The sequence below is a fragment of the Pantoea rodasii genome (assembly GCF_002095465.1).
Classification (GTDB): Bacteria; Pseudomonadota; Gammaproteobacteria; order Enterobacterales; family Enterobacteriaceae; genus Pantoea; species Pantoea rodasii.
Window position 1 is genome coordinate 332473 of record NZ_MLFP01000002.1, and the last position, 25549, is coordinate 358021.

A 25549-nucleotide genomic window follows, 5' to 3' on the forward strand; every position below is an offset into this window, starting at 1 on the left:
TAAAAGGAAAGAAAATGAGTAGCGTAGAAATTCTGGTTCCCGATTTGCCTGAATCCGTAGCGGACGCAACGGTTGCAACCTGGCACAAAAACCCGGCGATGCGGTCAGTCGCGACGAAGTTCTGGTTGAGATTGAAACGGACAAAGTTGTGCTGGAAGTACCTGCTTCAGCAGACGGTGTACTGGAAGCGATTCTGGAAGATGAAGGCGCAACGGTGCTTTCGCGCCAGCTGTTAGGACGCCTGGTGGAAGGCAACAGCGGTGGAAAAGAGACCTCTGCGAAAGTCGAAAGCAATGAATCAACGCCAGAGCAGCGTAAAACCGCGTCTCTGGAAGAAGAGAGCAATGATGCGCTGAGCCCAGCGGTTCGTCGCCTGATCGCGGAAAACAGCCTCGATGCCAGCCAGATCAAAGGCACCGGTGTGGGTGGTCGTCTGACGCGTGAAGATGTTGAGAAGCATGTCGCGAAGAAAGCCGACGGCGCGAAAGCCGCTCCGGCCGCTGCCGCTGCTGCACCGCAGGCTGCTGTGTCTAACCGCAGCGAAAAACGCGTGCCGATGACGCGTCTGCGTAAGCGTGTGGCTGAGCGTCTGCTGGAAGCGAAAAACAGCACCGCGATGTTGACCACCTTCAACGAAATCAACATGAAGCCGATCATGGATCTGCGCAAGCAGTACGGCGACGCGTTTGAGAAACGTCACGGTGTGCGTCTGGGCTTCATGTCCTTCTACATCAAAGCGGTGGTTGAAGCGCTGAAACGCTATCCAGAAGTGAACGCTTCGATCGATGGCGAAGATGTGGTGTACCACAACTACTTCGACGTCAGCATCGCGGTGTCTACCCCGCGTGGTTTGGTGACCCCAGTGCTGAAAGATGTTGATGCGCTGAGCATGGCTGACATCGAGAAGAAAATTAAAGAGCTGGCCGTGAAAGGCCGCGACGGCAAACTGACCGTAGAAGAGCTGACCGGCGGTAACTTCACCATCACCAACGGTGGTGTGTTTGGTTCGCTGATGTCTACACCGATCATCAACCCACCGCAGAGCGCGATCCTGGGTATGCACGCGATCAAAGAGCGTCCGATGGCGGTGAATGGCCAGGTTGTGATCTTGCCAATGATGTATCTGGCACTCTCTTACGATCACCGTCTGGTTGATGGTCGTGAATCCGTTGGCTATCTGGTCGCGGTGAAAGAGATGCTGGAAGATCCGGCTCGTCTGCTGCTGGATGTCTAATTTTCGCCGGGCGCACCGCATGAAGGTGCGCCCAAACTCATATCTGAATGGATAGAACATCATGAACTTACATGAATACCAGGCGAAGCAGTTGTTTGCTCGCTATGGCATGCCGGCACCGACTGGTTACGCCTGTGCTACGCCACGTGAAGCAGAAGAAGCCGCCTCTAAAATTGGCGCAGGTCCGTGGGTAGTAAAATGTCAGGTTCATGCCGGTGGCCGCGGTAAAGCGGGCGGCGTGAAAGTCGTAAACAGCAAAGAAGACATTCGTGCCTTTGCTGAGCATTGGTTGGGCAAGCGTCTGGTGACCTACCAAACTGATGCACACGGCCAGCCGGTTAACCAGATTCTGGTTGAAGCTGCGACTGACATCGATCAAGAACTGTACCTGGGCGCGGTAGTTGACCGTGCAACCCGTCGTGTGATCTTCATGGCTTCAACTGAAGGCGGCGTGGAAATTGAGAAAGTGGCGGAAGAAACCCCGCACCTGATCCACAAAATGGCACTGGATCCGCTGGCCGGTCCTCAGCCTTACCAGGGTCGTGAGTTGGCGTTTAAACTGGGCCTGACCGGTAAGCAAGTCAGCCAGTTCACCAAAATTTTCATGGGTCTGGCGACCCTGTTCCTGGAACGCGACCTGGCGATGGTTGAGATCAACCCGCTGGTGATCACCAAGCAGGGCGATCTGATCTGCCTCGATGGCAAACTGGGCGCAGACGGCAACGCACTGTTCCGTCAGCCAGAGCTGCGTGAAATGCGCGATCCAAGTCAGGAAGATCCACGTGAAGCGCACGCGACACAGTGGGAACTGAACTACGTTGCGCTGGATGGCAACATCGGCTGTATGGTAAACGGCGCCGGTCTGGCGATGGGCACCATGGACATTGTGAAACATCACGGTGGCCAGCCTGCTAACTTCCTGGATGTCGGCGGCGGCGCAACCAAAGAGCGCGTAACCGAAGCCTTCAAAATCATCCTGTCTGACGATGCCGTTAAAGCGGTATTCGTTAACATCTTCGGCGGCATCGTACGTTGCGACCTGATCGCAGACGGCATCATCGGTGCAGTAGCAGAAGTGGGTGTGAACGTGCCAGTAGTGGTACGTCTGGAAGGTAACAACGCCGAGCTGGGCGCGAAGAAATTGGCCGACAGCGGTCTGAATATCATTGCAGCAACCAGCCTGACAGACGCTGCGCAGCGTGTTGTTGCTGCCGCGGAGGGTAAATAATGTCCATTCTTATCGACAAAAACACCAAAGTCATTTGCCAGGGTTTCACCGGCGGCCAGGGGACTTTCCACTCTGAGCAGGCTTTGGCCTATGGTACGCAGCTGGTTGGCGGCGTTACCCCAGGTAAAGGCGGCACCACGCATCTCGGTCTGCCCGTGTTCAACACGGTGCGTGAAGCGGTAGAAGCCACTGGCGCGACCGCGAGCGTGATTTACGTTCCAGCCCCGTTCTGTAAAGACGGTATCCTGGAAGCCATCGACGCAGGCATCAAACTGATCATCACCATCACCGAAGGCATCCCAACGCTGGATATGCTGACCGTGAAGGTGAAGCTGGATGAAGCCGGCGTGCGCATGATCGGCCCGAACTGCCCAGGTGTGATCACCCCAGGCGAATGTAAGATCGGCATCATGCCGGGTCACATTCACCAGCCAGGCCGCGTCGGTATCGTGTCTCGTTCAGGCACCCTGACCTATGAAGCGGTTAAGCAGACCACTGACATCGGCTACGGCCAGTCAACTTGCGTCGGCATCGGTGGTGACCCGATCCCAGGCTCTAACTTCATCGATATCCTGCAAATGTTCCAGGATGATGCACAGACCGAAGTTATTGTGATGATCGGTGAGATCGGTGGTAGCGCTGAAGAAGAAGCGGCCGCCTTCATCAAAGAGCACGTGACCAAGCCGGTTGTGGGCTACATCGCCGGTGTGACTGCACCGAAAGGCAAACGTATGGGCCACGCAGGCGCCATCATTGCCGGTGGTAAAGGCACCGCTGACGAGAAATTCGCAGCATTGGAAGCGGCCGGTGTGAAAACCGTGCGCAGCCTGGCTGACATTGGTGACGCGGTTAAAGCGGTTCTGCCAATCAAATAAGCAGCATCTTATGATGTACAGAGGCCACCTTCGGGTGGCCTTTTTTATGCGCACTGTTCGGCGACACGCATAGCCACGTAAAAAGCAGGGGAAAAAAGGCTACGGGTTGAGAATCCGCGGCTATGCTTACTTTGTTGGTAAGGTAAAGATGAGAAAATGTGCGTGATTTTTCTTGAGAAATTAACGCTATGCATCCTGCACTAAGTTAAAAAATTGCGGGAAAGGTAATTATTTTCTTAATTGCATTACCCGTTTATGACAAGTAATTAACAACGACTCTAACACTACATATCTGAAAAAATATTGTCTTAATCCAGATCAATAAAGCGTGAGTTATAACAAACTTTACTACTGGCATCATGCACGACAAACGGTATAAATTGCGCTGCATCAATTCAGTCTTTTCCGACATTTTTCAGGAGTTTGTGCCAGGCGTTGTTAGCGCAATTCTGCCGCCTCCTCACATCACGCTCCTGCTCGAAACAGACTGAAGCGATCGGTTTTTCGGGAAATTTTCACCACTGTTACTCACTCATTTCGGGCTACAGATTTCTCTATTCTGCTAGTAACAAAACTGGAATCAATAATCAGTCGTTCCTGGATCTTATTCTGCACGTCAATGTTCGCTGTTTACCGTTGTCAGCCGCAGAATAAATTCATGCGAGGAGCAAGGAGTCATCATGTTAGATATTGTCGAGCTGTCGCGTTTACAGTTTGCCCTGACGGCGATGTACCATTTCCTGTTCGTACCATTAACGCTGGGTATGGCGTTTTTGTTGGCGATCATGGAAACCGTATATGTCCTGACGGGGAAACAAATTTATAAAGATATGACCAAGTTCTGGGGCAAGTTGTTTGGTATCAACTTTGCACTGGGTGTGGCCACCGGCCTGACCATGGAGTTTCAATTCGGCACCAACTGGTCATATTACTCACACTACGTCGGCGATATCTTCGGTGCGCCGCTGGCCATCGAAGGCTTGATGGCGTTCTTCCTCGAATCCACCTTTGTCGGTCTGTTCTTCTTCGGCTGGGATCGCCTGGGCAAAGTTCAGCACCTGGCGGTCACCTGGCTGGTGGCGCTCGGCTCAAATATGTCCGCGCTGTGGATTCTGGTGGCGAACGGCTGGATGCAAAACCCGATTGCATCCGAATTCAATTTCGAAACCATGCGTATGGAGATGGTGAGCTTCTCCGAGCTGGTGCTCAATCCGGTTGCTCAGGTGAAGTTTGTCCACACCGTGGCGGCAGGTTACACCGCAGGCGCGATGTTTGTGCTGGGCATCAGTGCCTGGTATCTGCTGAAAGGTCGCGATTTGGCCTTTGCTAAACGCTCCTTTGGTATTGCCGCCAGCTTTGGCATGGCAGCGATCCTTTCTGTCATCATCCTCGGTGATGAATCCGGTTACGAAATGGGTGACGTGCAGAAAACCAAACTGGCCGCGATTGAAGCTGAGTGGGAGACCCAACCCGCGCCAGCCGCCTTCACGCTGTTTGGCATCCCGGATCAGGACTCGCAGCAGAACAAGTACGCGATTCAGATCCCGTATCTGCTTGGTCTGATCGCCACGCGATCGGTGGACACGCCGGTGACTGGCCTGAAAGATCTGCTGTCACAACATGAAGTGCGTATCCGCAACGGGATGAAAGCCTATGCGTTGTTGAACGAACTGCGCGCAGGCAGCAAAGATCCAACGGTGCGTAGCCAGTTCGAGGCCAGCAAGCAGGACCTCGGTTACGGTTTACTGTTGAAGCGCTATACCCCAGATGTGGCCAATGCCACTGAAGCGCAGATCCAGAAAGCGACGCAGGATTCGATCCCGCGCGTGGCACCGCTCTATTTCGCCTTCCGCATCATGGTGCTGTGTGGCGTGCTGCTGCTGGGCATTATCGCGCTCTCATTCCTGAGCGTGATTCGTAATCGCATCGGTAAGAGCCGCTGGCTGCTCAAGGCGGCGTTGTACGGCATTCCGTTACCGTGGATTGCAATCGAGTCAGGTTGGTTTGTTGCCGAGTATGGCCGTCAGCCTTGGGCGATTGGTGAAGTGCTGCCGACCGCCGTGGCGAACTCCTCACTGACCGTCGGCGATCTCCTATTCTCGATGATTTTGATTTGCGGTCTCTACACCATTTTCCTCGTGGCGGAAATGTACCTGATGTTCAAGTTCGCCCGTCTGGGACCCAGCAGCCTGAAGACCGGCCGCTACCATCATGAGACCGTGAAAGCGGCTGCTCAGCCAGTGCGTGGATAAGGAGAGCAACCATGTTTGATTATGAAGTATTGCGCTTTGTCTGGTGGTTGCTGATCGGCGTGCTGCTGATCGGTTTCGCCGTGACCGACGGTTTTGATATGGGCGTAGGGATGCTAACGCGCATCCTTGGTCGTACCGATACCGAACGTCGCATCATGATTAACAGCATCGCTCCACACTGGGACGGCAACCAGGTGTGGCTGATCACCGCCGGTGGTGCGCTGTTTGCTGCCTGGCCGATGGTTTACGCTGCTGCGTTTTCCGGTTTCTACGTGGCGATGATTCTGGTGCTGGCTTCACTGTTCTTCCGCCCGGTGGGCTTTGACTACCGTTCGAAGATTGAAGATATGCGCTGGCGCAACACCTGGGACTGGGGCATTTTCATCGGCAGTTTTGTGCCACCGCTGGTGATTGGCGTGGCCTTCGGCAACCTGTTGCAGGGCGTGCCTTTCCATGCGGATGAGTATCTGCGCCTGTTCTACACCGGTAACTTTTTCCAGTTGCTGAATCCGTTTGGCTTGCTGGCGGGTGTCATCAGTGTGGCGATGATTCTGACGCAGGGTGCAACCTATTTGCAGATGCGCACCAATGGCGATCTGCATCTGCGTGCTCGCGGCACGGCACAAATCAGCGCGCTGGTGATGATGGTGTGCTTCGTGTTGGCCGGCGTGTGGGTGAAATACGGTATCGACGGGTATGTGGTGAAAAGCGTTATCGATCATCACGCCGCGTCGAACCCGCTGGGCAAAGAGGTGGTACGAGAAGCCGGTGCATGGTTGGTTAACTTTGAACAGACGCCAATTCTGTGGCTGTTCCCGGTTCTCGGCGTGGTGTTGCCATTGCTGACCGTGCTCTGTTCGCGTATGGAGAAGGGCGCCTGGGCATTTGTCTTCTCTTCACTGACACTGGCTTGCGTCATCATGACCGCGGGTATCGCGATGTTCCCGTTCGTTATGCCATCCAGCACCGTTCCGGGCACCAGCCTGACAATGTGGGATGCCACCTCGAGCCTGCTGACGCTGAAAGTGATGACCTTCGCCGCCATCATCTTTGTTCCGCTGATTCTGGTGTACACCAGCTGGTGCTACTACAAGATGTTTGGCCGTATCACCAAAGAACACATTGAGAGCAATACGCACTCCCTGTACTGATTAAGGAGATTGAGCATGTGGTATTTTGCCTGGATTCTTGGCACCCTGCTGGCCTGTGCGTTTGGCGTGATTACGGCGCTGGCGATTGAGCAAGCAGAAGAGAGTGGCGCAAAGGATAAACAGCACTGATGCGCACACTGATTCGGACGCTTTACCGTCTGATGGACAAGGGCCCGTTACGGGCCCTTTCGTTAATCCTGGCACTGTGGTTGGCAGCCTGTGTCATTTGGCAGCCATCGCGTTTTGCTGCACGTACCAGTGATTTAGCGATTTGGCATGGCCTGTTGATGATTTGGGCGGTGTGTGCCGGCGTGATCCATGGCACGGGGTTTCGCCCATTACAAACCCGTTGGCAGGCGTTATTTTCTCCGTTGCCCGCGATGCTTGTGCTGATTATTGGGATTTACTGGTTCTATCACTGAGTTGCACACCGCTGTTTGAAACCGCCTATTTCAGGTGCTGGCGTGAGTTTATGTCAGTGCCTGGTCAAGAAATATCCTGAAATTCCTTCCAGTTGTTAACGTGTGATAATTATTTTCTCCTGGCTCTGGCGGACCATTCCCAAGCCGATCTCTCTTGCGTATAGTAGCAACGTTTAAAATGAGACCGGGATGTAGAGTGAGTACAACGCTGTTTCGCTGGCCGGTTCGGGTCTACTACGAAGACACCGATGCTGGTGGTGTGGTTTACCACGCCAGCTACCTTGCTTTCTATGAACGAGCACGTACCGAAATGTTGCGCCAGCACCATTTCAACCAACAAGCCCTGTTAGAAGAGCAGGTGGCGTTTGTGGTACGACGCATGACGATAGACTTTGTTGCCGCAGCCCGTCTTGACGATCTTCTGGATATCCAGAGTGAAGTGACCGCCATGACTCGCGCAACCATGACCTTTTCGCAGCGTATCGTGAATGCAGAGGGCAAAGTGCTGAATGAAGCCGAAGTCCTGATTGCCTGCATCAACCCACATCTAATGAAGCCGATTGCGCTTCCCAAGTCTATTGTCGCGGAGTTCAAGCAGTGACTGACATGAATGTTCTTGATTTGTTCCTGAAGGCGAGCCTTCTGGTCAAACTTATCATGTTGATTTTGATCGGCTTTTCTATTGCCTCATGGGCGATCATTATTCAGCGCACGCGCATTTTGAATGCGGCGAGTCGCGAAGCCGAAGCATTTGAAGATAAGTTCTGGTCAGGTATCGAGTTATCGCGCCTGTATCAGGAAAGCCAGGGACGCCGGGATGAACTGGGCGGTTCTGAGCAGATTTTCTACTCAGGTTTCAAGGAGTTTGCTCGCCTGCATCGTGCGAATAATCACGCACCGGAGGCCGTACTGGAAGGCGCCAGCCGCGCTATGCGTATCTCGATGAATCGAGAGCTGGAAGCGCTGGAAAATCACATTCCTTTCCTTGGCACCGTCGGTTCCATCAGCCCGTATATCGGTCTGTTCGGTACGGTGTGGGGGATCATGCATGCCTTTATCGCCTTGGGTGCGGTAAAACAGGCCACATTGCAGATGGTAGCGCCCGGTATTGCCGAAGCGCTGATCGCCACTGCCATCGGCTTGTTCGCGGCCATTCCTGCCGTTATGGCGTACAACCGTCTGAACCAGCGCGTCAACAAGCTGGAGCAGGGCTACGACAACTTTATGGAAGAGTTCACGGCTATCCTGCATCGTCAGGCTTTCTCCACCGACAACACGAAGTAAGTCGAGGTTAACGATGGCCAGAACCCGTGGTCGCGGGCGCCGCGACCTTAAGTCGGAAATCAACATTGTTCCGCTGCTCGACGTGCTGTTGGTGTTGCTGCTCATCTTTATGGCAACCGCGCCGATTATTACGCAGAGCGTGGAAGTGGATCTGCCTGACGCGACCGATTCGAAAACGGTCTCAACGGATGATAACCCTCCCGTCATTGTTGAAGTGTCTGGAGTAGGGCAGTACAGCCTGGTGGTGGATCACGATCGCATGACGCAGTTACCGCCGGAACAGGTGGTGAGCGAAGCACAGCGCCGCATCGAAGCCAATCCGAAGACCGTGTTCCTGATTGGTGGTGCGAAAGATGTGCCTTACGACGAAATCATCAAGGCGCTGAACCTGTTACATCAGGCTGGCGTGAAATCTGTCGGTTTGATGACACAGCCGATTTAACGCGAACCGTTTTTGGGATCCGAGAGTGTCGAAGGTAACCGAGCAGAACGACAAATTAAAACGCGCGATAATCATTTCGGTGATTCTGCACATCGTGCTGATCGCCCTGCTGATTTGGAGCTCGTTTAACGAAAAGATCGAATCCAGCGGCGGCGGTGGCGGCAGTGATATTGACGCGGTGATGGTCGATTCCGGTGCCGTGGTTGAGCAATACAACCGCCAGCAGAATCAGCAACGTGACAGCCAGCGCGCCGAGCAGCAGCGTCAAAAGCAGTCGCAGCAGCAGGCAGAAGAGTTACAGCAGAAGCAAGCCGCTGAGCAGCAACGTTTGAAAGAGATGGAAAAAGAACGTTTGCAGTCCCAGCAGGAAGCGAAAGAGCAGGCGAAACAGCAGGCCGAGCAGCAGAAAGCGGCGGAAGCGGCTGCGAAGCAAGCTCAGGATCAGCAGAAAGCAGCTGAAGCCGCGGCGGCAAAGGTCAAGTCGGATGCGAAAGCAGAGGCGGATGCACAAGCTAAAGCCACGGCAGATGCCAAAGCCAAAGCGGTAGAAGAAGCCAAGCAGGCCGCTGCAGATGCAAAGAAGAAAGCGGATGAGCAGGCCAAAGCAGCGGCAGCTGAAGCAGCTAAAGAGAAAGCCGCGCAGCAGGCGAAAGCGGCGGCAGAATCTAAAGCAAAAGCAGATGCTGAGGCCAAAGCGCAGGCAGCCGCCGATGCGAAGGCGAAAGCCGCTCAGGAAGCGAAAGAAGCCAAAGAACAGGCAGCAGAAGACGCGAAGGAAAAGGCAGCTGAGGCGGCAAAAGAGAAAGCCGCCACCGAAGCCAAAGCCAAAGCGGATGCAGCAGCGAAGGCGAAAGCCGATGCGGCAGCCAAAGCAAAAGCCGCAGCAGATGCCAAGAAGAAAGCCGCATCTGAAGCCGCGAAGAACGAAAGTGACGTTGATGACCTGTTAGGTGGCCTCTCGTCTGGTAAGAATGCACCGAAAAGTGGCACGGCTTCTGGTGGTGCTGCGGGGCAGGGGAATCAGAAGAAGGCAGGTGCGTCAGGTGCAGAGATTAACTCTTATATGGGACAAGTGGTGGGTGCGATTCAAAGTCGCTTCTACGATGCGGATACCTTTAAGGGCAAAGAGTGTAACCTGCGTATTAAATTGGCACCTGACGGCTTGCTGATTGATGTTACATCAGAAGGTGGCGACCCGGCATTGTGTCAGGCTGCAATCACCGCGGCGAAACAGGCTCGTATTCCTAAGCCTCCATCGCAAGCGGTGTATGAAGTGTTTAAAAATGCCCCAATGCGTTTCAAACCGGAATAATGCAGTAACCCACGGCAGGTTGAACTAAGGTTAGCTTGCCGTAATTTATGAACACTCGTGTTTTTCAGGAACTGTGCGAATTATCGGGAACTCAGGTTCAGATAAGGGAGAAAAGATGAAGCAGGCACTTCGAGTCACCTTAGGTTTTTTTGTACTGCTGTGGGCAGCGATGCTGCACGCAGAAGTGCGCATTGAAATTACGCAGGGCGTGAACACCGCACGTCCAATTGGTGTGGTGCCGTTCAAATGGGCTGGCCCTGGCGCGGCACCGGAAGACGTTGGCGGCATTGTGTCTGCAGACTTACGTAACAGCGGTAAATTCAACCCGCTCGACCGTTCGCGTTTGCCACAACAGCCAGCCAGCGCGCAGGAAGTTCAGCCTGCCGCCTGGAGCGCATTGGGTATTGATGCGGTTGTCGTGGGTCAGGTTACCCCTAACCCAGATGGCAGCTACCAAATTGCTTACCAGCTGGTGGACACCGGTGGTGCACCGGGTACCGTGCTGGCGCAGAACTCTTACAAAGTGACTAAGCAGTGGTTGCGCTATGCCGCACACACCGCCAGTGACGAAGTGTTCGAAAAGCTGACTGGCATCAAAGGTGCATTCCGCACGCGTATCGCCTACGTGGTGCAAACCAACGGCGGACAGTTCCCGTATGAGCTGCGCGTATCAGATTACGACGGTTACAACCAGTTCGTGGTTCACCGTTCACCGCAGCCATTGATGTCACCGGCCTGGTCTCCAGACGGCAGCAAAGTGGCCTACGTGACCTTTGAGAGCGGTAAATCAGCGCTGGTGGTACAGACGCTGGCCAACGGTGCCATCCGTCAGGTTGCTTCTTACCCGCGCCACAACGGTGCACCGGCCTTCTCGCCGGACGGTTCGAAACTGGCATTTGCGCTGTCTAAAACCGGTAGCCTGAATTTATATGTGATGGATCTGGCCTCAGGTCAGACGCGTCAAGTGACCGATGGTCGCTATAACAGCACTGAACCGACCTGGTTCCCGGACAGCCAGACGCTGGCTTACACCTCGGATCAGGCGGGTGCGCCTCAGATTTATAAAGTTGGAGTTAACGGCGGTGCGCCACAACGTATTACCTGGGAAGGTTCTCAGAACCAGGATGCGGATGTGTCTTCCGACGGCAAAACAATGGTGATGATCAGCAGCGCCGGTGGTGCTCAGCATGTCGCCAAACAGGATCTGGTAACGGGAGCCGTTCAAACAATAACGGACACGTTCCTGGATGAGACGCCAAGTCTGGCGCCTAACGGCACGATGGTAATCTATAGCTCTACTCAGGGGATGGGTTCCGTGTTGCAGTTGGTTTCAACAGATGGGCGTTTCAAAGCGCGTCTTCCGGCAACCGATGGACAGGTCAAATTCCCTGCCTGGTCGCCGTATCTGTAATGCATGGCTCCCCTGCATAGCGGGGGATGACGATGTATAGCAAACAAAATAATAGGATAAAGAAATGCAACTGAACAAAGTGCTGAAGGGTTTGATGCTGGCTCTGCCGGTGATCGCGGTAGCTGCATGTAGCTCGCACAAAAACAACAACAACGACCAGACTGGTATGGGCGCAGACAACGGCGCTTACGGTGCTGGCCAGAACGGCAACATGTCTTCTGATGAGCAAGCGCGTCTGCAGATGCAGCAGCTGCAGCAGAACAACATCGTTTACTTCGGTCTGGACAAGTATGACGTGGCTTCTGACTACGCTCAGATGCTGGATCAGCACGCGGCATTCCTGCGTGGCAACCCGTCTTACAAAGTGACCATCGAAGGTCATGCGGATGAGCGCGGTACCCCAGAGTACAACATCGCCCTGGGCGAACGTCGTGCTAGCGCAGTTAAAATGTACCTGCAGGGTAAAGGCGTATCTGCTGACCAGATGTCTATCGTATCTTACGGTAAAGAAAAACCAGCTGTACCGGGTCATGACGAAGCGGCTTACGCTAAAAACCGTCGTGCCGTACTGGTTTACTAAGAGACTCACATGATTAGTAACTTCAGACTTCAACTATTGAGTCTGTCGTTACTGGTTGGCGTAGCGGCCCCCTGGGCCGCTAATGCCCAGGCGTCAATCAGTAACGTTGGCTCAGGCTCGGTCGAAGACCGTGTCACCAATCTCGAACGTATCTCCAATGCCCAGGCTCAGCTTCTGCAGCAGTTGCAGCAGCAGATGAGTGACAACCAAAGCGATATCGATTCGCTGCGCGGCCAAATCCAGCAGAACAGCTATCAACTGAATCAGGTGATTGAGCGCCAAAAGCAGCTCTATCAGCAGATTGATACGCTGAGCAGCGGGAACAATGGCGCACAGGCGAGCGGTGGCGGTGATGCCGCAGCGGCGGGTGCAGCAGCGGGAAACGCTGATGCAGGTGGTAGCAATGCAAGCGGAAATACCGCTGCCCCTGCGCAAACCGGCGATGCAAATACCGATTACAATGCGGCAGTCGCGCTGATTCTCGAGAAGAAGCAGTTCGATCAAGCAATAACGGCCCTGCAGGCGTGGGTGAAGAAATATCCTGACTCCACCTATCAGCCCAATGCTAATTATTGGCTGGGTCAGTTGAATTACAACAAGGGCAAGAAGGACGATGCCGCTTACTATTTTGCCACTGTGGTAAAAAATTATGCGAAATCACCGAAAGCCCCAGAAGCGCTGTTTAAGGTTGGCGTGATCATGCAAGAGAAGAACGACACGGCGAAAGCCAAAGCGGTCTATCAACAAGTGATCAAATTATACCCGACAAGCGAATCTGCCAAGCTGGCGCAAAAGCGTCTGGCTGGGATGTAATTTGTGCAGCAATGACCGGATTTCGTATGATTTCTGGTCTTGCAGCATGAAAGGTAAGCAATTGAGTGATTTGGTGATAAATAAGGGTTGCGCCCTCCCGCTAAATCAGTAATATATGCCGCCGTTGCCCGGGCAGTTTAACAAAGCGTCCGGCAGCCTGAAGATGGGTCGTTAGCTCAGTTGGTAGAGCAGTTGACTTTTAATCAATTGGTCGCAGGTTCGAATCCTGCACGACCCACCATCTTAACCAGCTGTATGTTAGATGTTTTCTTCAGAAGCTTCACAACCTTGATGGGTCGTTAGCTCAGTTGGTAGAGCAGTTGACTTTTAATCAATTGGTCGCAGGTTCGAATCCTGCACGACCCACCATCAAGTTTAAAGTTGTAAGCCGCTCCTCGAGCGGGTCGTTAGCTCAGTTGGTAGAGCAGTTGACTTTTAATCAATTGGTCGCAGGTTCGAATCCTGCACGACCCACCACTATGTAGAAAGGCGCCCTAAAGGCGCCTTTTTGCTTTTCTGCGTTTCTTAAATCTGTGCTTGTCAAAACTTCAGCTGAACGTGCTGTGGGTCCGTGCGTCAGCCCGTCAAGGCGGGACGGATCGCGAAGGAATCTCACATCCCTGTGGACCGGCCTCGCCATCCATGGCTCGGACGCTTCGCTCTTCCGCTCCCGACTTGACGGGCTTATGTGGCCTGGTTGCTGCTTTATTAAAACGCACATCTGTTTTGGAAGGGACTGCGTTCTTCAATATCGAATTGTTTGGTGGGGTTGCTGTGGGTCCGTGCGTCAACCCGTCAAGGCGGGCCGGATCGCGAAGGAATCTCACATCCCTGTGGATCGGCCTCGCCATCCATGGCTCGGACGCTTCGCTTTCCGCTCCCGCCTTGACGGGCTTATGTGGCTTGGTTGCTGCTTTGTGAAAAGTGCACAGATGTGGCATGAAGGCGGCAATAAGGGGCGGTGGAGTAAAGCTTGCGGCGCAGGGATGCGCCGCCAGAGCCTACAGGGATGTATTTACGGCGACTTTACGCAACCGCCCCTTATTACCGACTGAAACGCACTGTCGTTGTTTTACTGCCGACTGTAGCGTTCAGGTTTATTTCTTACCTGGCGTCAAACTCTTCCAGATATGCAGCACCGCATAGCTGCGCCACGGTCTCCAGGCCTGCGATAACGTTTCAGCCACTTTGGCACTCACGCCACCGAGATTATTACGAATCGCAATATCCTCTTTGGGGAACGCATCGGGCCAGCGTAGCGCACGCATGGCGATATAACTCGCGGTCCACGGCCCAACGCCCTTTAATGCCAACAGTTGTTGCTGAACCACGTCAGGATTCACCGCGCCATTAAACCGCAATGCACCGGAGGCGCATGCCTGAGCCAGTGACTGAATCGCCTGCGAGCGGGCGCTAACGATACCGAGGCTGGCGATATCATCAATCGTTGCCGCAGCGAGGGATTCTGCGGTGGGCGGCAGTCGGGATAGTTCAGGCCATGGCGTCGCTAGCGGCTGGCCGAAACGTTGAGCGACACGACTGCTCAGCGTGGTGGCCGCTTTTACGGTCACCTGTTGGCCGAGAATTGCCCGCACCCCCAATTCAAAGCCGTCAAACGCGCCAGGAACGCGTAAACCAGGATAACGAGCCAGACTCTCAGCTAATAGCGGATCCTGGCTTAGATGCTCGCTGATGCGCTGTGGTTGGGCATCCAAATCGAACAGGTCGCGCAGACGACGCAGCAGGGCAGGTAAAACCGGCGTTAAAGTGGTGGTGAACTGTACTTTGAGTGCTTGTTTCTCCGCCAGATGGCTGATACGCACCCAACCACGACAGTGGCCTAACGCCACGGTGCGGTGATACGCCCCCTCATTGACCCATTCCACCTCTTTCATCACGCGCTGCTGCAGGAAATCGAGGATCGTATCCCAGTCATAAGGCGGACGATAACTGAGACGCAGCTCAGCGCTCTCCTGCATGCTGGTGGGGGTATCGGGTTGGCTCTGCTTACGCAGACGAGAGGGCGTCATACGGTAGCGCGTCTGAAACACATCATTAAAACGCCGCAGGCTACGAAAGCCACTGGCATAAGCGATTTCCGTAACCGGTAATGATGTCTCGGTTAGCAACTGTTTCGCCAGCAGCATGCGCCGCGTTTGGCGCAACTCCATCGGCGATACGCCCAACTCCTGCTGCACCACACGGCGTAATTGACGTTCGCTCAAGGCAAACTCGCCCGCGATGTCTGCCAGCGTCTCCTGTTCTTCCAGCAAGCCCTCTTCAATGCGGCGAATCAAACGATCGGCAATGCGGTGGTGGCTATCCACCGGTGCAAAGCCTGGCGCTAACTCAGGGCGGCAGCGCAGGCAGGGTCTGAAGTGGGCTTTCTCGGCGGCTTCAGCACTGTTGAAAAACAGGCAATTCTTCTGCATCGGCGCTTTCACCGGACAAATGGGCCGGCAATAAATGCCGGTTGAGGTCACGCCGACATAGAACAGGCCATCGAAGCGACTGTCGCGCGAGGTCAGTGCCTCGTAAGCAATCTCAGGATCGAACATCATCGTCTCCAGCAAATAAACCGCATATACCCTTCATACTTCAAAGCACAGATGCGTTGGCTGCTCCGAATCACTGACTTAAGTAAGCTCATCGGGATTCTCTCGTTTGCCGCCTTCGTGCGCCTTGAATTATTTTGGCTATAGTCGCGCAACTGACTCAGCAAAACTCGCTGCTTTCGGACAGCTAACCAGTTTATGCCGATGACCGAAAACAGCCAGTTTATCGCAATAAAAGTGCGATAATGACGCACTGATTTATGCCGGAGGTGCCCGATGTATCATGCCAAAATCATTCCAACGCCGGTTGGAGAACTCACGCTCATCGCAACGGATAAGGGATTATCGGCGATTCTATGGGAAAACGAAGGCGCTCAGCGTGTGCCACTCAAGCCTGTCAGTCGTAACGATCAGCACCCGATTCTGTGCGAAGCGGAGCGCCAGCTGCGTGAATATTTCGCCGGTGAGCGTCAGCAATTCGACATGCCCTACGACACCGTGGGCACCGAGTTTCAGAAGAAGGTCTGGCAAGCATTGCTGACGATTCCGTTTGGCGAGACCCGCAGCTATCTGCAAATTGCAGAGCAGATAGGCAACCCGAAAGCGGTACGCGCGGTCGGCGCTGCGAATGGCAAAAATCCCCTGTCGATCATGGCGCCTTGCCATCGGGTGATTGGCAGTAACGGCAAGCTCACCGGGTTTGCCGGCGGATTGGACGTGAAAGCCTTTCTTCTCGCCCTCGAAAGCCCGCAAAAAATGTCAGGTGGCTCACTGCTGTTATAAGTCGCATAAAAAAGAGACGACACTCTCGTGCAATTCGGCTATCGTGTTTAGCATATAAAACACGATGGCGGTTTTGATGCCGCATCATCGCTGTAACAGGCGATTTTGTTAAATTGAGAAAACGAGAGCCGTGTCATGAGTCTGATGTTCGATCCTGAAAGCGCGATTTATCCTTTCCCGCCGAAGCCAGCGCGTCTCAGCCTGGATGAAAAATCGCATTATATCGCCGAAATCAAACGCTTACTCATCGAGCGTGATGCGGTGCTGGTCGCTCATTATTACACCGATCCTGAAATTCAGGCGCTGGCAGAAGAGACCGGTGGCTGCGTCTCCGACTCCTTAGAGATGGCGCGCTTCGGCAGCGCGCATCCGGCGAAAACCTTGCTGGTGGCGGGCGTGCGTTTTATGGGTGAAACCGCCAAAATCCTCAGCCCGGAAAAACCGTATTGATGCCGACCTTGCACGCCGAGTGTTCGCTCGATCTCGGCTGTCCGATTGAGGAATTTAATCGCTTCTGTGATGCGCATCCGGATCGCACCGTGGTGGTGTATGCCAATACCTCGGCAGCGGTAAAAGCGCGGGCGGATTGGGTGGTGACCTCGAGTATTGCGGTAGAGTTAATCGAACATCTCGACAGCCTCGGCGAGAAAATCATCTGGGCACCGGATCGCCATCTGGGCCGTTACGTCACCAAACAGACTAAAGCGGATGTGCTGTGCTGGCAGGGTGCGTGCATCGTGCATGATGAGTTCAAAACCCAGGCGTTACAGCGTATGAAAGAACTTTATCCGGATGCGGCGATATTGGTGCACCCGGAATCACCCCAGGCGATTGTGGATTTGGCTGATGCCGTGGGATCGACCAGCCAGCTGATTCAGGCAGCGAAAACCTTGCCGCACCCGCAAATGATCGTCGCCACCGATCGCGGCATCTTCTACAAAATGCAGCAGGCGGTGCCGGATAAAGAACTGCTTGAGGCACCCACGGCAGGTGAGGGCGCCACCTGTCGCACCTGCGCGCATTGCCCGTGGATGGCGATGAATGGCCTGAAAGCGATTGCCGAAGGCTTGGAACACGGCGGCAGCGAGCATGAAATCCATGTAGATGATGCGCTGCGTGTAGCCGCATTGATACCGCTTAACCGCATGCTAGACTTTGCAGCACAACTCAAACTCAAGGTGAAAGGGAACGCATAACGCGGCTTTCATACAGGTGCAGATCATGGACTTCTTCAGCACACAAAATATTCTGGTTCACATTCCTATCGGCGTGGGGGGTTACGACCTGTCATGGATCGAGGCGGTAGGTACGATTGCGGGCCTGCTGTGCATCTGGCTCGCCAGCCAGGAAAAATCATCAACTACTTCTTCGGGCTGATCAACGTCGCGCTGTTTGCGGTGATCTTCTTCCAGATCCAGCTGTATGCCAGCTTGCTGTTACAGCTGTTCTTCTTTGTCGCCAACGTTTACGGCTGGTACGCATGGAGCCGGCAAACCAACGGCAACGAAGCGGCGTTGAAAATTCGCTGGTTGCCGTTGCCGAAAGCGCTCGGGTGGGGCGCGGCGTGCGTGATCGCGATTGCGCTGATGACGCTGTATATCGACCCGGTATTTGCCTTCCTGACCAAAACAGCGGTGGGCCTGATGCAGAGCCTCGGCTTGAACGTGGCCATGCCGCAGCTACAGCCGGATGCGTTCCCGTTCTGGGATTCCTGCATGATGGTGTTGTCGATTGTGGCGATGATTTTGATGACGCGGAAATACGTTGAGAACTGGTTACTGTGGGTGGTGATCAACGTGATTAGCGTGATGATCTTTGCGCGTCAGGGCGTATACGCAATGTCGCTGGAGTATGCGATTCTGACGTTGATTGCGCTTAATGGCTCACGCTTGTGGATGCAAAGCGCGCGCGAACACGGCTCGCGCGCGCTGTCTAATCAGTGATGGTGATGGGCGTGACCATCCAGCGCAGCATGCTCAGAGTGATCGTGCTGCGCTGAGCCGTTATCGGCGCACAGCTCGCAATCGGGGCCGATACAAGGCTGATATTCCATCTGCACCGTCGCATGGGCAATCTGATAATGCTGGTGCAGATAGCTGTGGATACTGCGCAGCAATCCATCATGATCGTAAGGCGGTATCACCTGCACGTGCAGTGTCAGCACCGGTTTTTCTCCCACTTGCCACACATGCACATGATGTACATTGCGCACTTCAGCAATGTTACGTGTCAGCTCACGCGCCAGTTTATCCACGTTAATGTGGCTCGGCGCGCCCTCCAGCAGCTCATGCAGACTTTCCCGTAGCAATGACCACGCGCTGCGCACCACCAGCAGTGAAACCAGCAGCGACAGAATCGGATCGATGGGTGTCCAGCCGGTGAGCATAATGATGACGGCGGCCACAATCGCGCCAACCGAGCCGAGCAAATCGCCCAACACATGCAGCGCCGCCGCGCGCACGTTAAGATTCTTCTCTTCACTGCCGCGATGCAGCAGCCAGAAAGAAAGCAGATTCGCCAGCAGCCCGGCAATGGCGATCCCCAGCATCAACCCACCGGCTATCGGCTGTGGTTGATAGAAACGGCGCAGCGCTTCCCAGACGATCAACACGGTGATCACCAGTAGCGCGATAGCATTGACGAACGCGGCCAGCGTAGTGAGCCGCAGTAAACCAAAGGTATGACGGGCATTGGGTTTACGCTGAGCAAACTGCACCGCCAGCAGCGCCATCAACAAGGCTGCCGCATCGGTTAACATATGTCCGGCATCGGCCAGCAGCGCCAGAGAGCCGGAAACCACGCCGCCAATCACTTCGGCAACCATAAACACGACGGTTACGCCAAATGCCGCCGCCAGACGCGTGCGGTTGCCATTGTGCGCGCTATGAGAATGAGTGTGTGCCATAACTTTCCAGTTGTTCCAGTAACCTGTTCGTTAATGATATCAGTAAATTGAGTGCTTCAGCGTCAGGCTGTTGCAGTCTGGCACTGTTCGTCAACTGCTGGCAATGACCAGCGATCTCATCCATCCCGAGTAGCAGCCAGCTGCCTTTCATGCGATGCGCAGCATGCTCCAGAGCGGGCCAGTCCTGGTTCGCGCTGGCGGTGAGCAGGGCATCCCGATCTTGTTGCAGCGTGCGTTGCAGGGTGTGACAAATACGCGGGATAAAAGCCTCATTGTGCTGGGCCAGAATCAGCAGGCTGTCGGGCAATCGGCTCAACGGGTCTTGAACTGCGCGCGCCAGTAAGGGGGCCAGATGCTCCAGCTCTATCGGCTTTAATAACAGCGCTTCGTCGTCCTGTAATGTGATTTTCAGCAGTTGCACATCGGCAGAGCAGAGTACGCGCAGTGCCGGTTTGGCACGACCTCGCTGACGGCGGCGCAAAATTTTCAGCAGCGTTAATCCATCGGGTCGCGGCATCATTTGGTCGATCAACAGGACATCAAACGGCTGAAGCGCGTCGTCACGCAACAGGCTGCGGCCCTCTTCGAACAGGGCCGCCGTGATACCAAAACAGCCAGTTGCTGCTGCAGCACCAGCAGATTGGTCGGATGATCATCAACAATCGCGACGCGCAGCTGTGGATAATGCGGCCAGGCGGTTTGATGATCGGTGGGAACGTCATCGCAAATATCCAGCGGCAGCTGCACGCTCACCGTGGTGCCTTGATCGGGCGCAGAGGTGAGCGTCAGCGTGCCGCCCATGCGCATTACAATTTCACGGCAAATAAACAGGCCCAAACCGCTGCCCTGCACCGCATGACTTTTGCCGGAAGGCGCTTGATACCAGGGTTCAAACAGCTGAGCCTGTTCACTGAGGGGAATCCCGCTGCCGCTGTCGGCCACGGTCAGCACAATCTCTTCCTTCACGGCCAGAGACAATCGCACTTCGCCATGGCGAGTAAACTTTAGCGCATTGGCCACCAGATTATTCACTACCTGCTGAAGGCGATCGCCATCCAGCATCACCGGCGAGGGCAGCGGCGTCAGCGCTTCGACCACCAACACCGGGCCCGATTCACGCATCAGTGGATGATAAAACTGCTGTTGTTGCTGCAACCAGTGGGCCAGATTGAGCGGACGCGGGGAGAGACGAAAACTTTGGTTCTCAATCCGCGCATGGTCTTGCAGATCGTTGAGCAGCGCCATCAGCGAACGGGCGCTGCTGTGCATCAACGCCAACCGCTCGCTGGGATGTTGCTGCTGTTCAAGCTCCAGCAGGCCCAGAATGGCCTGCATCGGCGTTCGCAGTTCATGGCTGGCGGTGGCGAGAAACTGGCCCTTAGCGGCGTTGGCGCGCTCAGCCTGTTCGCGCTGCAAGCGTTCACGCCGCTGTTGCAGATAGCGCCGCAACAGCAAAATCAGCAGCAGCAGAATGGTGATCCCTGCGGCGATCAGAATCAGCAGCGGCACATTGCGCATGGTCATATTGGTGCCAGGTTGGGGCGGTTGCGACCAGTTGATGCGCATCTGATTTAACGTATCGGGCGGAATCTGCTGTAACGCATGATCCAACAGCGCCTGCAGTTGCGGTTGGTCGCGGCTGACCTGCGGTGCCAGCGGCCACGCAATATCGCTGGCGGCAAATGCCAGATGGACACGATTATCGGTGTGGCTCGCCATACGCCAGCGCGCCGACAGCACGTTATCCACCAGTGCATCAATCTGGCCACCGTTGAGGGCCTGCCATAATTGCGCACGGTCGTCGAACAGCTGTGGTGTGATGCCCGCCGGTAACAAGCGTTGCGCCAAATCGTCACGCAATATGCCAACGCGTCGATTCTGCAACGATTGCCATCCCATCGGCTGTTGGGTATTGAGCGTATAGATGCCCCAAATCGCGCGCCACACCGGCAGCGTGTTGCTGCTGGCATCGTCGCCTTCCAGCGGCTGCAGCAGATTCAGCATGACCTGATGTTGTTGCAGCAAGGCATTTGCCTGTTGCGGGTTATTGACCCAGCGCGGCGTGAAGTGCAGCCCGGTGCTCTGGCTTAATGCGTTGAGGAGGTCAATGCCAAACCGCGCGCATTGCCGTTGCCATCACGATAGCTCCAGGGCGCATTATCCACTTCAGCGGCGTAAGGAATGTCATTCTGCCCGGCCAGCCACTGCTTCTCAGCCGCAGACAGCATCAGCGTTTGCGTATCCTGATAGCGCAGCAAAGGAGGGCTCCAGCGCTGCTGCACGCGATTGCTGAATTCTGCGGGCAGCAGACGCAGCTGCGAGTTGAGCCAGTGAACCAGCGTGGGATCGCGCGCCAGAGCACGCAGCGACAGTTCGCCGGCACCGGGATCGGCCGTAATCTGGTAAATCTGACCTTGTTGCAGCTGGTTGAGCAGGAATCCGGCGCTGGCTTCGTCAGCCACCAGATAGTCACTTTGTTGATTCAGCAATGCATACAGCGCCTGCAAATCGCCTGGCAGGCTGCGCCAGCGATGGCTTTGCACAAAGGCACTGGGTAACTGCGCCAGCGTGGCTTCCGCGATGGTGAGTTGGGCGTTTTCACTGTTAAACATCACCGCGCGCTGATTATCACGATTGCGATAAATGCGGATTGGACTGTTCACCCAGCTGTCACTGGCCAGGACATTTTCTGGCAGCTGCGCATGCTCAGTGCTCAGCACAAAATCCACTTCACCGCGTGCCAGAGCGGCCAACTGCAGCGCGCGATCGGCGTAACTTTGCAGGATAAAGTGCGTACCGGTGAGCTGACTTAAGGCACTGAGATAATCCGCATCGATTCCCCAGATGCGATCGCCGATGCGCATGGCCCAAGGCGCGCTGTTTTGCGCCGGTACGGCCACGCGCAGGGTGGGTTCAGGCCATGGCTCAGCATGAGGCGCGGGCATCATGGCGGGCAGCATCACGCTGCTGGCGGGCTGTAAGTCTGCACGGGCCAGCAAACTGACCAGCAACATGCACACCAGCAAAATCACTCTCACTGCTGCGCCTTCCACAGTTCAGCCAGTTCGACCACCGACTGCACACCGGTTTTTTCCAGAATATTTTTTTGTGGGTGCTGACGGTTTTATTGCTGATATGCAGCTGTTCGCCAATCTGCAGATTGGAGAGGCCACGCACCAGCAGCGCAACAATTTGCTGCTCCTTGTCGGTGAGCGGCAGTTCGATACGTTCGGGCAGCGGTGGAAACGCTTGCTGTCCGCCGAGGACCGCCAGAATCGCACTGAGTAATTGCGCCATACTTTGGCTCTTTACCACATAGCCCGCCGCACCAAGCGAAACGGCGCTCAGCAACGTATGGCGGTTTTGCTGCGCGGAATAAATTAACACCGGGCAATTCGGGTCGCGGGCGCGTAACCGGCGCAGCAGCTCAAGGCCATCACTGTCCGGCAAGCCGATATCCAGCACGATGAGATCAAATTGATGGTGCTGCAATAGCTGCCGTGCCTGGGCTTCATCCGCGGCGGCGCGCAGGGTGAGCGTAATAGGGGAGTGAATACAGGCCGCTTCCAGCGCGACTTCAACTAACGGATGATCATCAATAAGCAGCAGTGAAGCCATGAAACAGTTCCTCTGAATTTCATGGTTTTAGCATAGCGGAAAAGCAGGAGCGGAAATACAAAGGGAGAGCAGAAGCTCTCCCTTTGTGTGATCTACCCACCTTTACTGGGTGGTGCCATCAGTTTTGTGTTTCACGTGGCCGCCACCTTCTTTGGTCTGGACCTTCTTATTCATGTCCGGACACTTACCGTCTTTACACATGGTATTTTTGTGAATTTGCTCGGCTGTCATATTGCCTGAGCTGGTGCCAGACGTCGCAGCGCTGTTGGTATTGGTACTGCCGTTGTTGATTTTGCTGTTATCAACATTATTCGGTGGCAGATTCTGTTTAGCGCCGCCTGCAGCCGCGCCAGCTTCTGCTGATGCGTTGGCGTCACCGTTGTTATTATCTGCAGCCATGACTGCGCCGCTGCCCAAGGTCATCGCTGCCGTCAGAAAGATAAGTGCAAGCTTATTCATCATTATGCTCCTTTAATCGATGGAGAGTAGCCGTCAAACACCACTGGTGCTGAATGGCGAAAATAACGTCCCGTGACGGAATATAATTCCATCTTTAACGCTTCGCTTAAAAATTAAATATCGCAAGAACCTCATTCCTCAGTGCTTACGTTTAAAAAGCTTAGTTCATGAACGGATAAATGCAAATTTAACAAAAGCATTTACGCGAGCGTGGAATTTACACCCGCAGCCTGAAGGGATACATTTAACGGGTTGCGCCCGGCGAACGCGGGGCCAGAAATTTGAATGGAATTATGTATGGATTATCAGAACGACGATTTACGCATCAGAGAAATCAAAGAATTATTACCGCCTGTTGCTTTGCTCGAAAAATTCCCCGCTACCGATAAAGCCGCTGAAACTGTTGCTCAGGCACGTCAGGCGATTCACCGCATTCTGCATGGCCAGGACGATCGTCTGCTGGTGGTGATCGGTCCTTGCTCAATCCACGATACCGAAGCCGCCAAAGAGTACGCGAGCCGTCTGCTGACGCTGCGTGACGAATTGAAAGGTGAGCTGGAAGTGGTGATGCGCGTTTATTTCGAAAAGCCGCGCACCACGGTGGGCTGGAAAGGGCTGATCAACGATCCGTTTATGGATGGCAGCTTCCAGATCAACGAAGGCCTGCGTCTGGCGCGTAAGCTGCTGGTGGACATCAACGACATCGGTCTGCCAGCGGCAGGCGAGTTCCTTGATATGATCACTCCACAATACATGGCTGATCTAATGAGCTGGGGCGCGATTGGTGCGCGTACCACTGAATCCCAGGTGCATCGTGAACTCTCTTCCGGTTTATCTTGTCCGGTCGGTTTCAAAAACGGCACGGATGGCACCATCAAAGTGGCCATCGACGCCATTGGTGCCGCCAGCGCGCCGCACTGCTTCCTCTCCGTCACCAAGTTCGGTCATTCGGCGATTGTCGAAACCAGCGGTAACGAAGATTGCCATATCATTCTGCGCGGCGGCAAAGAGCCGAACTACAGTGCAGAACACGTGGCTGCGGTGAAAACCGGTCTGGAGAAAGCGGGCTTGCGTCCGCAGGTGATGATCGACTTTAGCCATGCCAACAGCAGCAAGCAGTTCCAGCGTCAGATGGTTGTAGCTGATGACGTGGCGCAGCAGATCGCGGGCGGTGAGCAGGCGATTACTGGCGTGATGATCGAGAGTCATCTTGTTGAAGGGAATCAGAGCCTCGACAGCGGTAAAGAGCTGGTGTACGGCCAGAGCGTGACCGATGCCTGCATTGGTTGGGATGATACCGAGAAAGCCTTGCGTCAACTGGCACAGGCGATCAAACAGCGCCGCGGCTAATCGCTTAACGCGCAATAAAAAAGGCCAGACTCGCGTCTGGCCTTTTTGTTTTTAAGCCGGGAATTACTTGGCTTTACCCTGGTTAGCAACGGCTGCGGCTTTCGCGGCAATCTCGTCTGCATCACCCAGGTAGTAACGCTTCAGCGGTTTGAAGTTCTCATCGAACTCATACACCAACGGCACGCCAGTTGGGATGTTCAGCTCGAGGATTTCATCTTCGCTCAGGTTATCAAGGTATTTTACCAGCGCACGCAGTGAGTTACCGTGTGCCGCAACGATCACTTTCTCACCGCTTTTGATGCGCGGCAGAATGTTTTCGTTCCAGTAAGGGATAACGCGTTCGATGGTCAGCGCCAGGCTTTCGGTGGTTGGCAGCTGTGCATCGGTCAGTGATGCGTAACGTGGGTCGTGGCCCGGGAAACGCTCATCGGCACGATCCAGTTCTGGTGGAGTGATGGCAAAGCCACGACGCCACTGTTTAACCTGGTCGTCGCCGTATTTAGCGGCGGTTTCAGCTTTATCCAGACCCTGCAGCGCACCGTAGTGACGCTCGTTCAGACGCCAGGTTTTCTCAACCGGCAGCCACGCTTGATCCAGCTCATCCAGCACGTTCCACAGGGTGTGGATGGCGCGTTTCAGCACGGAGGTATAAGCGAAATCAAACACGAAACCTTCTTTCTTCAGCAGCTGACCGGCTGCTTTGGCTTCAGTGCGACCTTTGTCTGACAGATCCACGTCATACCATCCGGTGAAGCGGTTTTCCTGGTTCCACTGGCTTTCGCCGTGTCGCACCAGAACCAGCTTAGTTACGGCCATAGCTTAACTCCTTAATGCTTGATGTTTCGATGATTATAGAAACCGGCTGCGGCCACCTG

At 54.7% G+C, this 25549-nt stretch carries 19 protein-coding genes, 3 tRNA genes and 5 pseudogenes; 21 read left to right on the plus strand and 6 right to left on the minus strand.

All coding sequences use genetic code 11. From position 1 onward, the window contains the following. The first annotated feature begins 14 nt into the window (after positions 1-14). The 17 genes and pseudogenes from odhB to HA45_RS04055 all read left to right on the plus strand — a co-directional run bounded on the left by odhB (position 15) and on the right by HA45_RS04055 (position 13481). Positions 15-1234: pseudogene (gene odhB, locus HA45_RS03975) on the plus strand (2-oxoglutarate dehydrogenase complex dihydrolipoyllysine-residue succinyltransferase). A gap of 61 nt (positions 1235-1295) precedes the next feature. After that, positions 1296-2462: an ADP-forming succinate--CoA ligase subunit beta gene (sucC, locus tag HA45_RS03980; RefSeq protein WP_100702414.1), complete on the plus strand. Its 1167-nt coding sequence runs from the start codon at positions 1296-1298 to the stop codon at positions 2460-2462. Then, positions 2462-3337, plus strand: a complete 876-nt coding sequence (gene sucD, locus HA45_RS03985) for a succinate--CoA ligase subunit alpha (protein WP_100702415.1) — start codon at positions 2462-2464, stop codon at positions 3335-3337. Before sucC ends, sucD begins: the two co-directional genes overlap by 1 nt. Positions 3338-4017: 680 nt before the next feature. After that, complete coding sequence (gene cydA, locus HA45_RS03990) at positions 4018-5589, plus strand: cytochrome ubiquinol oxidase subunit I (protein WP_100702416.1); 1572 nt, start codon at positions 4018-4020, stop codon at positions 5587-5589. Between the two features lie 11 nt (positions 5590-5600). Then, complete coding sequence (cydB, locus tag HA45_RS03995) at positions 5601-6740, plus strand: cytochrome d ubiquinol oxidase subunit II (RefSeq protein WP_100702417.1); 1140 nt, start codon at positions 5601-5603, stop codon at positions 6738-6740. Positions 6741-6755: 15 nt separating this feature from the next. Then, the gene (cydX, locus tag HA45_RS04000) at positions 6756-6869 is read left to right on the plus strand and encodes a cytochrome bd-I oxidase subunit CydX (RefSeq protein ID WP_058962355.1); all 114 of its coding nucleotides are present in this window, start codon (positions 6756-6758) and stop codon (positions 6867-6869) included. Continuing rightward, positions 6869-7162, plus strand: coding sequence for a cyd operon protein YbgE (gene ybgE, locus HA45_RS04005; RefSeq protein WP_100702418.1), 294 nt, complete (start codon positions 6869-6871; stop codon positions 7160-7162). The genes cydX and ybgE overlap by 1 nt, the downstream gene beginning before the upstream one ends. A 178-nt stretch (positions 7163-7340) precedes the next feature. Continuing rightward, complete coding sequence (ybgC, locus tag HA45_RS04010) at positions 7341-7763, plus strand: tol-pal system-associated acyl-CoA thioesterase (protein ID WP_202404442.1); 423 nt, start codon at positions 7341-7343, stop codon at positions 7761-7763. Continuing rightward, positions 7760-8446, plus strand: coding sequence for a Tol-Pal system protein TolQ (gene tolQ, locus HA45_RS04015; RefSeq protein ID WP_100702419.1), 687 nt, complete (start codon positions 7760-7762; stop codon positions 8444-8446). The genes ybgC and tolQ overlap by 4 nt, the downstream gene beginning before the upstream one ends. A gap of 13 nt (positions 8447-8459) precedes the next feature. After that, on the plus strand, positions 8460-8888 hold the full coding sequence (gene tolR, locus HA45_RS04020; RefSeq protein WP_100702420.1) for a colicin uptake protein TolR: 429 nt from the start codon (positions 8460-8462) through the stop codon (positions 8886-8888). Positions 8889-8913: 25 nt separating this feature from the next. Next, entirely contained in the window at positions 8914-10200 is a 1287-nt protein-coding gene (tolA, locus tag HA45_RS04025; protein ID WP_100702421.1) for a cell envelope integrity protein TolA, read from the plus strand. 115 nt (positions 10201-10315) lie between these two features. Beyond that, complete coding sequence (gene tolB / locus HA45_RS04030) at positions 10316-11611, plus strand: Tol-Pal system beta propeller repeat protein TolB (RefSeq protein ID WP_100702422.1); 1296 nt, start codon at positions 10316-10318, stop codon at positions 11609-11611. 64 nt (positions 11612-11675) lie between these two features. Beyond that, on the plus strand, positions 11676-12191 hold the full coding sequence (gene pal, locus HA45_RS04035) for a peptidoglycan-associated lipoprotein Pal (RefSeq protein WP_100702423.1): 516 nt from the start codon (positions 11676-11678) through the stop codon (positions 12189-12191). A gap of 9 nt (positions 12192-12200) precedes the next feature. Then, on the plus strand, positions 12201-13004 hold the full coding sequence (gene cpoB / locus HA45_RS04040; protein WP_100702424.1) for a cell division protein CpoB: 804 nt from the start codon (positions 12201-12203) through the stop codon (positions 13002-13004). 165 nt (positions 13005-13169) lie between these two features. Further along, positions 13170-13245 (plus strand) — tRNA-Lys (locus HA45_RS04045). A 52-nt stretch (positions 13246-13297) separates the two neighbouring features. Next, a tRNA-Lys gene (locus tag HA45_RS04050) sits at positions 13298-13373 on the plus strand. A gap of 32 nt (positions 13374-13405) precedes the next feature. Further along, a tRNA-Lys gene (locus tag HA45_RS04055) sits at positions 13406-13481 on the plus strand. A gap of 620 nt (positions 13482-14101) precedes the next feature. Here the strand turns inward: HA45_RS04055 and HA45_RS04060 are convergent. Then, complete coding sequence (locus tag HA45_RS04060) at positions 14102-15562, minus strand: AlkA N-terminal domain-containing protein (RefSeq protein ID WP_100702425.1); 1461 nt, start codon at positions 15560-15562, stop codon at positions 14102-14104. Between the two features lie 273 nt (positions 15563-15835). On the opposite strand from HA45_RS04060, the gene HA45_RS04065 reads away from it, so the two are divergent. The 3 genes and pseudogenes from HA45_RS04065 to pnuC all read left to right on the plus strand — a co-directional run bounded on the left by HA45_RS04065 (position 15836) and on the right by pnuC (position 18285). Further along, complete coding sequence (locus HA45_RS04065; RefSeq protein ID WP_100702426.1) at positions 15836-16342, plus strand: methylated-DNA--[protein]-cysteine S-methyltransferase; 507 nt, start codon at positions 15836-15838, stop codon at positions 16340-16342. A 135-nt stretch (positions 16343-16477) separates the two neighbouring features. After that, positions 16478-17538, plus strand: a pseudogene (gene nadA, locus HA45_RS04070) (quinolinate synthase NadA). A gap of 25 nt (positions 17539-17563) precedes the next feature. Next, positions 17564-18285 (plus strand): annotated as a pseudogene (pnuC, locus tag HA45_RS04075) (nicotinamide riboside transporter PnuC). On the opposite strand, the gene zitB reads toward pnuC, so the two are convergent. From zitB to HA45_RS04095, 4 genes and pseudogenes are all read right to left on the minus strand, one after another. Further along, a complete protein-coding gene (gene zitB, locus HA45_RS04080; protein ID WP_100702429.1) occupies positions 18279-19247 on the minus strand; it encodes a CDF family zinc transporter ZitB in 969 nt (322 codons plus the stop codon). The pseudogene pnuC and the gene zitB overlap by 7 nt on opposite strands. Further along, positions 19225-22261 (minus strand): annotated as a pseudogene (locus HA45_RS04085) (ATP-binding protein). Before HA45_RS04085 ends, zitB begins: the two are co-directional and overlap by 23 nt. Positions 22262-22281: 20 nt before the next feature. Continuing rightward, positions 22282-22865, minus strand: a pseudogene (locus HA45_RS04090) (response regulator). A gap of 102 nt (positions 22866-22967) precedes the next feature. Next, positions 22968-23324, minus strand: a complete 357-nt coding sequence (locus HA45_RS04095; protein WP_205960958.1) for a YbgS-like family protein — start codon at positions 23322-23324, stop codon at positions 22968-22970. 297 nt (positions 23325-23621) lie between these two features. On the opposite strand from HA45_RS04095, the gene aroG reads away from it, so the two are divergent. Further along, positions 23622-24674, plus strand: coding sequence for a 3-deoxy-7-phosphoheptulonate synthase AroG (gene aroG / locus HA45_RS04100; protein WP_100702432.1), 1053 nt, complete (start codon positions 23622-23624; stop codon positions 24672-24674). A 63-nt stretch (positions 24675-24737) separates the two neighbouring features. On the opposite strand, the gene gpmA is transcribed toward aroG, so the two are convergent. Continuing rightward, complete coding sequence (gpmA, locus tag HA45_RS04105) at positions 24738-25490, minus strand: 2,3-diphosphoglycerate-dependent phosphoglycerate mutase (protein ID WP_100702433.1); 753 nt, start codon at positions 25488-25490, stop codon at positions 24738-24740. Positions 25491-25549 lie beyond the last annotated feature (59 nt).